Below are 6854 nucleotides of genomic sequence, written 5' to 3'. Positions count from 1 at the left end.
TTGAGACCACCCTTTACAGATACCCAGTCTTCCATGCCTTCAACCTCAAGCCCCGTATTGGTTAGTATGCTGCTTAATTCATCAGGCTTATTATCTGTCTCAAGGTATTGCTTTATCCAGTTATATGATATCTTCATGCTCGTTTTTCGTTTAAATCACCTGGTATATTTATGTCAGTAATAATCTGTCATTGGATATAGCCTGTGGCAAAAGTAAGGATTTTAAAAAAAGTATTAAGTGGAAAAATTACTTGCGACGTTCACGTTTTCCTGGTCAAGCGTCCTTCATCGCGGTTAGCACAAAAAAACCTCCGGCGGGTCAAGCAGCTGGGCATCCCCGTACACTACTACCTGGAGGACGCTTTTAGAGAGATACTGGAGCAGTCCGACGTGGCCGTCGACGGTATGCTGGGCATCGGCATCTCGGGCGCGCTCCGTCCCCCCTATGACGACATCGCCGCCATGTTGAACGAGAGCGACGCCGGCGTCATCAGCGTTGACGTGCCCACCGGCATGGGACAGGAGGTGGCCGTGCAGCCGGACCTGACGGTGACCTTCCACGCCGCCAAGGACGGCATGACGCCCGACAATAGCGGCGACATCCTGGTCCACGACATCGGCATCCCTGACGAGGCGACACGGCAGATCGGCCCGGGCGACATGGCCTGGTATCCCCCGCATGGCAGGCGCTCCCACAAGGGCGACAACGGCACCGTGCTCGTGGTCGGCGGCGGCCCCTACACCGGAGCTCCGGCTCTGGCGGCGATGGCGGCCCTCCGCACCGGCGCAGACCTGGCCATGGCTGCGGTGCCCGGACATGCATGGCAGGTGGTTGCCTCGTTTTCACCGGATATTATCGCCCGGCGGCTGGACGGTGACGTGCTGCATCCGCGCCATCTGAAAGACATCGAGCCATTGCTCGAGCGAGCGGACAGCCTGGTCGTCGGCCCGGGGCTGGGCAATGCATCGCAGACCATGCAGGCCGTAGATGCACTGCTGGACACCTGCATCGAACGGAACATGCCCGCGGTCGTCGACGCCGACGCCATCGCCGCCATGGCCGACAAAACCGCCTCTGGCAGCATGATTGTCACGCCGCACGCCGGAGAGTTCAAAAGGCTGATGGGCACGATGCCGTCGGACGACCTTGAGAAGCGCATCGCATCGGTACGGGCGGCGGCCAGGGCCCGAAACTGTACGATACTGCTCAAAGGCTGGACCGATGTCGTCAGCGACGGCGACACGGTGAAATCCAACCACGTCGGCAACGAGGGTATGACCGTCGGGGGCACCGGCGACGTGCTCTCCGGCGTCGCCGGGGCGCTGCTCGCCATGAGGGTACCCGCCTACAATGCAGCGCGGATGGCCGCCTTCCTGAACGGCAGCGCCGGCAACGCTGCATTTGAGCGAAAAGGCTACGGGATGACGGCCACCGACCTGCTCGCCAGGCTGCCCGATGTCATCGCCGAATACGGGCCATAAACAAGTTTAAAAGCACGCTGGTGTTTTTAGGGCATGAAGGGATTCCTGACATTGTGGTTCATCCTCAATCTCATCGCGGTCATCGGCTCCTGGATAAGCGTCCAGTATTCGCCGGGCGACCTGTTCGAGTTTCCCTACTTCCATCTGCTGGGCATCCTGTCGCTGTTCTTTTTGCTCAACGTCCCGTTCTATACGGCCTACGAGCGGCTGCGTGAGGAGGAATAACCATGCCGCTGCCGGTCTACATCGTGGATGCCTTCACCAGGCGAAGCTTTGCGGGCAACCCGGCCGGCGTGGTCCCCCGGGCGGACGGCCTTTCCAGCGAGACGATGCAGCATATCGCCGGCGAGCTGCGCTGCTCCGAGACAGCGTTTATCATGGACAGCCATACAGCAGACGTCAGGGTGCGGTTTTTTTCGCCTGTCCGCGAGGTCGACCTCTGTGCTGCTCGACAGTTCTGCACCTCCACGTTCTTCGCGGGCTTCCGTATCAGACGAGTCGTCGCCCGACTCGGAGTAGCTGGTTGCTGGTACCACAACGGGCATTCCGCTTAAGTCGGGAGCGCCGTTGCCACTGTTCGAAGACGAGGGGTCCGGATCGGGCCGCGACGCACGCGGTCTGCGTTCGCCGGGAAGCAGAGGCAGCGGTTCGGGGGTGCGGCGCCCTTTGGCTTCAAACCATCCATCATCGTGCCACATGACCGAGACATCTGCGGGGACGCTGAAGTCAATGGGCGCAATCCATGGGTCGTTGGATCCGCTTTCGGCTTCGTCCTCTTGCCCGGGGTACTTCACCCGGCTGTGATATACCCCCGAGAGCATGGTCATAAACGTCTCCTTGATGGCCCCGATCTCCTTAAACGTAAGGTCGGTGTCATCGAGCTGTCCGGTTTCGATGTGGCGTTGAAAGATGCTTTCAACAAGCTTGCGCAGATTGTTTTCGTTTGGCTCGTCGAGACTGCGGCAGGCGGCTTCCACGGAATCGGCCAGCAGCAAGATACCTGTTTCCTTGGAGAACGGGCGGGGCCCGGGGTAGCGGTAGTCGGCAGCATTGACTTGTGTCTCATCGCCATCGGCCTCCTGGAGGGCCTGCTGATAAAAATACTCCACGCGCGCTGTGCCATGGTGGGTTGCAATAAATTGCAGCACACGGTCGGGCAGGTGCTCTTCCTTGCCCATTTTGAGCCCCTGCTTAACGTGGCGCGTAATAAACATGGCGCTGATGCGCGGCGTCTGGTTGTCGTGCGGGTTCTGCCCGCCGCGCTGGTTTTCCACAAACTGGGCAGGCTTAATCATCTTACCGATATCGTGATAGAACGCGCCCACGCGCACCAGCAGTCCGTTGGCGCCGACCTTTTCCGCGGCGGCCTCTGCCAGATTGGCGACCTGCATGGAGTGGTTAAACGTGCCGGGGGCCTCCAGGCTAAGCCGTTTCAGGAGCGGACGATTTGTATCCGACAATTCCAGCAGCGTTAGGTCGGTGGTGATGCCAAAGGTGCGTTCGATGACCCAAAGCATTGGCTGCACCACAATGGTAAATGATGCGCCAATTGCTGCGAAGATGACTTCGTCTCCCAGGCGGGTGGCAGGTGTGCCCAGAAAGAGCCATGTGCCTACAATGATGAGCCCGTACCCAACGAAGACCAGCGCGGCACTTAAGAAGAACTGCCCCCTATTCTTGATGTCGCGCACGCTGAAGATGCCAAGCATTCCGCCGAAGAAGGCCGCGAGGGCGTATTGCAGGTTCATGCCCAACATCTGCCCGCCCAGAAATGCGAGTACGAGTGTGGCAAAGAGGGCGGTGCGGACACTAAATACGATGGCCAGTGTCACCGAAATAAGTGCCACCGGCACAGCATACAGATCCAGCCACGGAACGCGAATCGCAATTCCGAAGAGTCCAACGATAAGCCCAAAGAGCAGGACAATGAGCGCAATAAGCCCGTTATCGGTCCAGATGGCGGGGCGAATAAGGTACAGGTAGAAGAAGAAAAAGAAGAAGGTAACAAGCACCAGAATCAACTCGCCCGAGATCTGCCGCCACATAATGGTGGTGGCAGCGCGCTGATTTTTCTCGCGCTCCAGCGACATCAGTTTCTGTTTGACTTCAGAAGACACGCGCTCGCCTTGCTGCACCACCACCTCGCCGCGCTCTACCCCCCCTGAAATGGGCGACACGTTCTCGGCCCGCTGTTGGCGGCGCTCTTCTGTCTCTTCTTCCAGATATTCGTGGGCGGGTTGAAACGTATCTCGAAAGAACGCGAACGCAATCTGCGCGGCGTCTGGACGATCGTCGAAGCGGTCGCGGAGCTGCTCTTCGGCGCGACTGAAGGCTTCAGACATCCCCACGACCCGGTCGACCGACACGCGCCGCTGGATGCGCTCTTCTTCGTTGCGCACAATAATGTGATCGGTATACACCGAATCGAGCGGAATGTCGATTACATCGCGACGCTGTAAGGCTTCGGTGACCTCGGCCACGGCCTGCATCATCTGGCGGTCGAGGCGCTCAGAGTCGGGGGGCTCGCGCGTGGTTTCGGAGAGGCTCGGAATCTGCTCGACGGCGTTCTCGGTGAGCACCTCCCACTGTTCGGGACTTAGCGTAACGCGTGTGTTGCGCCGCAACTGGATGTAGCGGAGCGAATCGGCCTCGGCCTGCTCGTCGTTGTCCCGCATGCGTTGGTATCGCGAGGACGTGTGGGCATCGAGCACCTCGTCGATTTGCTGTTGCACCGTGTCGCGGTGAGCCTGGCTTACCTGCTCCGGATTTAAGATCTCCTCAAAGTATGGGGGGGTCGTGCGGCGTGCTTGTTCGCGTTCAGAAGCAACGCGGTCGCTGTCTTTGTAGATTGGGAAGTTAAACGGGGCGACCAGTGTGGGCTGCCGCCATGTATCGCCCACCTGCACGGTGTACTCGAAGACTTCTCCGCGCGGAAAGGCCGCCAATGTGCCGCCTACCAGCAGCACAAACAGCACCGTACGCACGATGACATCGCGCCAGTAGGTGTCTTCGGGGGTATTGCGCTTGCCGCTTTCCAAGTCGGTGCCGACGGGCGTAGCCCCTTTCGGACGCAGCCCGATCCGTTCCAGCCACTTTTTCATACCATTGCAAGGAAACCGGTCAGATAGAACCAGGCGGCGTTGTACCGCCCGCGTTGCGCATCAATCCGATGCAGCCCCTGAACGGGAGGCATCGCCCAACAGATCCAACAGCCCCGATTCATCCAGCACAGGGACGCTGCGCTCTTGGGCGTCGTCGTACTTCGAGCCGGGGTTCTCGCCCGCTACCAGGTAGTCGGTATTGCCGCTTACGCTCGACGTAACGCGCCCCCCGGCCTGCTCAATGCGCTCCGTAGCCTCGCGCCGCGTAAGGGAGGGCAGCGCGCCAGTGAGCACAAAGGTGAGCCCATCAAGCGGCTGTTCCTCGGCGGGCTCTTCCTCGGGCAGCCGTTCCGTGTTCACCCCCACCTCGCGCAGCGCATCCACCAGCGCGCGGTTGTCGGCGACCTGAAACCAGTCGTAAATGCTCTCGGCAATCACTGGCCCAATACCGTCGATGCTTTCGAGCTCCTCGACCGACTGCTCGGCCAGCGCCTCCATCGAGGGCACAGCGGATACGACCTGCTCTGCCACCGTGCGGCCTACATGCCGAATCCCCAACGCAAACAGCAAGCGATACAGCGGACGCTCTTTCGAGGCGGCAATGGCATCCACAAGGTTCTGGGCGCTTTTTTCGGCAAAGCCCTCCAGCGAAACGAGGTCGTCTGTGGTGAGGCGGTACAGATCGTCGATTTGTTGCACATGCTCGGTATCCACCAACTGCGCTGCCACGCGCTCGCCCAGGCCCTCAATGTCCATCGCGTTTCGGCTTACGAAGTGTTCTACCAGCCGCTTGAACTGCGCCGGGCATTCGGTATTCAGGCAGTACACATCGGCCTCATCGGGCAGGCGCACCAGCTCCGAGTCGCACACCGGGCAGCGCTCGGGAAACGTCCAGGGCTCCTGATGGTCGGTGCGCGCCTCAACTACCGGGCGCACTACCTGCGGAATGACATCGCCCGCGCGCTTCACCACCACGGTGTCGCCAATACGGATGTCGCGGTCGGCAATGTAGTCTTCGTTGTGCAGCGTAGCCTGCGACACGGTGACACCGCCAATTCCCACCGGCTCAAGCACAGCCTCGGGCTTCACCACGCCCGTGCGGCCTACGTTGACCTCAATGTCGAGGAGAGTGGTGGTCGCCTCGCGCGCTGGAAACTTAAACGCCACCGCCCAGCGCGGGGCATTGGCAATCGCGCCCAGTTCCTCCTGGTAGTCGTGGCGGTCAATTTTGAGCACTACGCCATCAATCTCGTAGTCGAGTTCCGCGCGGCGCTCCACCCAGCCGGTGCAAAATTCGACAGCTGCCGCGATGTCGTCAAAGCGCGACCAGTGCGAGTTCATGGGCAGGCCGTAGGCCTCCAGCTGCTCCAACACCGCGCTGTGGGTATCGGGCATGGTGCCGTCGGTGGGACCCTGCCCGTAGGTAAAGAAGCTGAGCGGACGCCGGGCTGTTACGCTGGGGTCGAGCTGGCGCAGGCTGCCCGCTGCGGCGTTGCGCGGGTTGGCAAACGGCTGTTCGTCTTCGCTGCGGAGCCGGTTGTTGAGCGCCTCGAACTCGCTCTTGCGCATGAATACTTCGCCGCGCACCTCCATCGATGTTGGGGCGGTCCGTTCGTCCTCATCCAGCGCAAGCGGGATGCGGCGGATGGTGCGCACATTCCGGGTAATGTTCTCGCCTTGCTCGCCGTTGCCCCGCGTGGCGGCCAGCGCCAGCTCGCCGTCGGTGTAAGTCAGCGCCACGGCCAGTCCATCAATCTTGAGTTCGGCAACGACTGCGGGAGTGGTATCGCCAAACGCATCCGCCAGTCCTCGCTGGCAGCGGGCATACCACTCGCGCACATCGCCTGCATCGAAGGCGTTCGAGAGCGAAAGGAGCGGCTCGGGATGGGTGTGCTTTGCAAATGCATCGAGTGGGTCGAACCCGACGCGCTGCGTAGGCGAGTTATCGCGTTGCAGGGCCGGAAACTCTGTTTCGATGCGCTGTAGCGCCTGAAACAGGCGGTCGTACTCGGGGTCGGGGATAAGCGGGTCGTCGTGGCGGTAGTAGCGCTCGTCGTGGGCGCGCACCACCGGAACGAGCTCCTCATAGAGCGCCTCGGCAGCCTCGCGGGTCAGATCATCCCACGACATGTTGTCGATCTGCTCTTGCACAGAGCGCGTAGAAGCAAGGGTATCCATGAACCAGGACAGGAAACGAGTTGGGGGGATGCGAAAGGAGAGCGCGTGCTACGGAGATGCCGATGCATCTCCCGAAGACCGGCGCTTGGGTCGA

The 6854-nt window shown here is 60.7% G+C and carries 3 protein-coding genes and 2 pseudogenes; 3 read left to right on the top strand and 2 right to left on the bottom strand.

Annotated features, from left to right (window positions below):
- The first annotated feature begins 203 nt into the window (after positions 1-203).
- From R6U20_RS06615 to R6U20_RS06605, 3 genes and pseudogenes are all read left to right on the top strand, one after another.
- A complete protein-coding gene (locus R6U20_RS06615; protein WP_410337072.1) occupies positions 204-1481 on the top strand; it encodes an NAD(P)H-hydrate dehydratase in 1278 nt (425 codons plus the stop codon).
- A 33-nt stretch (positions 1482-1514) separates the two neighbouring features.
- Complete coding sequence (locus R6U20_RS06610; protein ID WP_410337071.1) at positions 1515-1706, top strand: hypothetical protein; 192 nt, start codon at positions 1515-1517, stop codon at positions 1704-1706.
- A 2-nt stretch (positions 1707-1708) separates the two neighbouring features.
- Positions 1709-1924, top strand: a pseudogene (locus R6U20_RS06605) (PhzF family phenazine biosynthesis protein); the annotation flags it as partial.
- 537 nt (positions 1925-2461) lie between these two features.
- On the opposite strand, the pseudogene R6U20_RS06600 reads toward R6U20_RS06605, so the two are convergent.
- A pseudogene (locus R6U20_RS06600) lies at positions 2462-4582 on the bottom strand (HD family phosphohydrolase); the annotation flags it as partial.
- A 60-nt stretch (positions 4583-4642) separates the two neighbouring features.
- The gene (gene ligA / locus R6U20_RS06595; protein ID WP_410337070.1) at positions 4643-6760 is read right to left on the bottom strand and encodes an NAD-dependent DNA ligase LigA; all 2118 of its coding nucleotides are present in this window, start codon (positions 6758-6760) and stop codon (positions 4643-4645) included.
- Positions 6761-6854: the final 94 nt, after the last annotated feature.

The organism is Longimonas sp., from assembly GCF_046498435.1.
Classification (GTDB): Bacteria; Bacteroidota; Rhodothermia; order Rhodothermales; family Salinibacteraceae; genus Longimonas.
Note: the sequence above shows the minus strand (reverse complement) of the source record. Positions and strands in the feature narration are given on the sequence as shown.

What these genes read in the sequence shown, in the direction of transcription:
- R6U20_RS06610 (WP_410337071.1), top strand. Translation starts at nt 1,515, where the DNA reads ATGAAGGGATTCCTGACATTGTGGTTCATCCTCAATCTCATCGCGGTC.
- ligA (WP_410337070.1), bottom strand. Translation starts at nt 6,760, where the DNA reads ATGGATACCCTTGCTTCTACGCGCTCTGTGCAAGAGCAGATCGACAAC.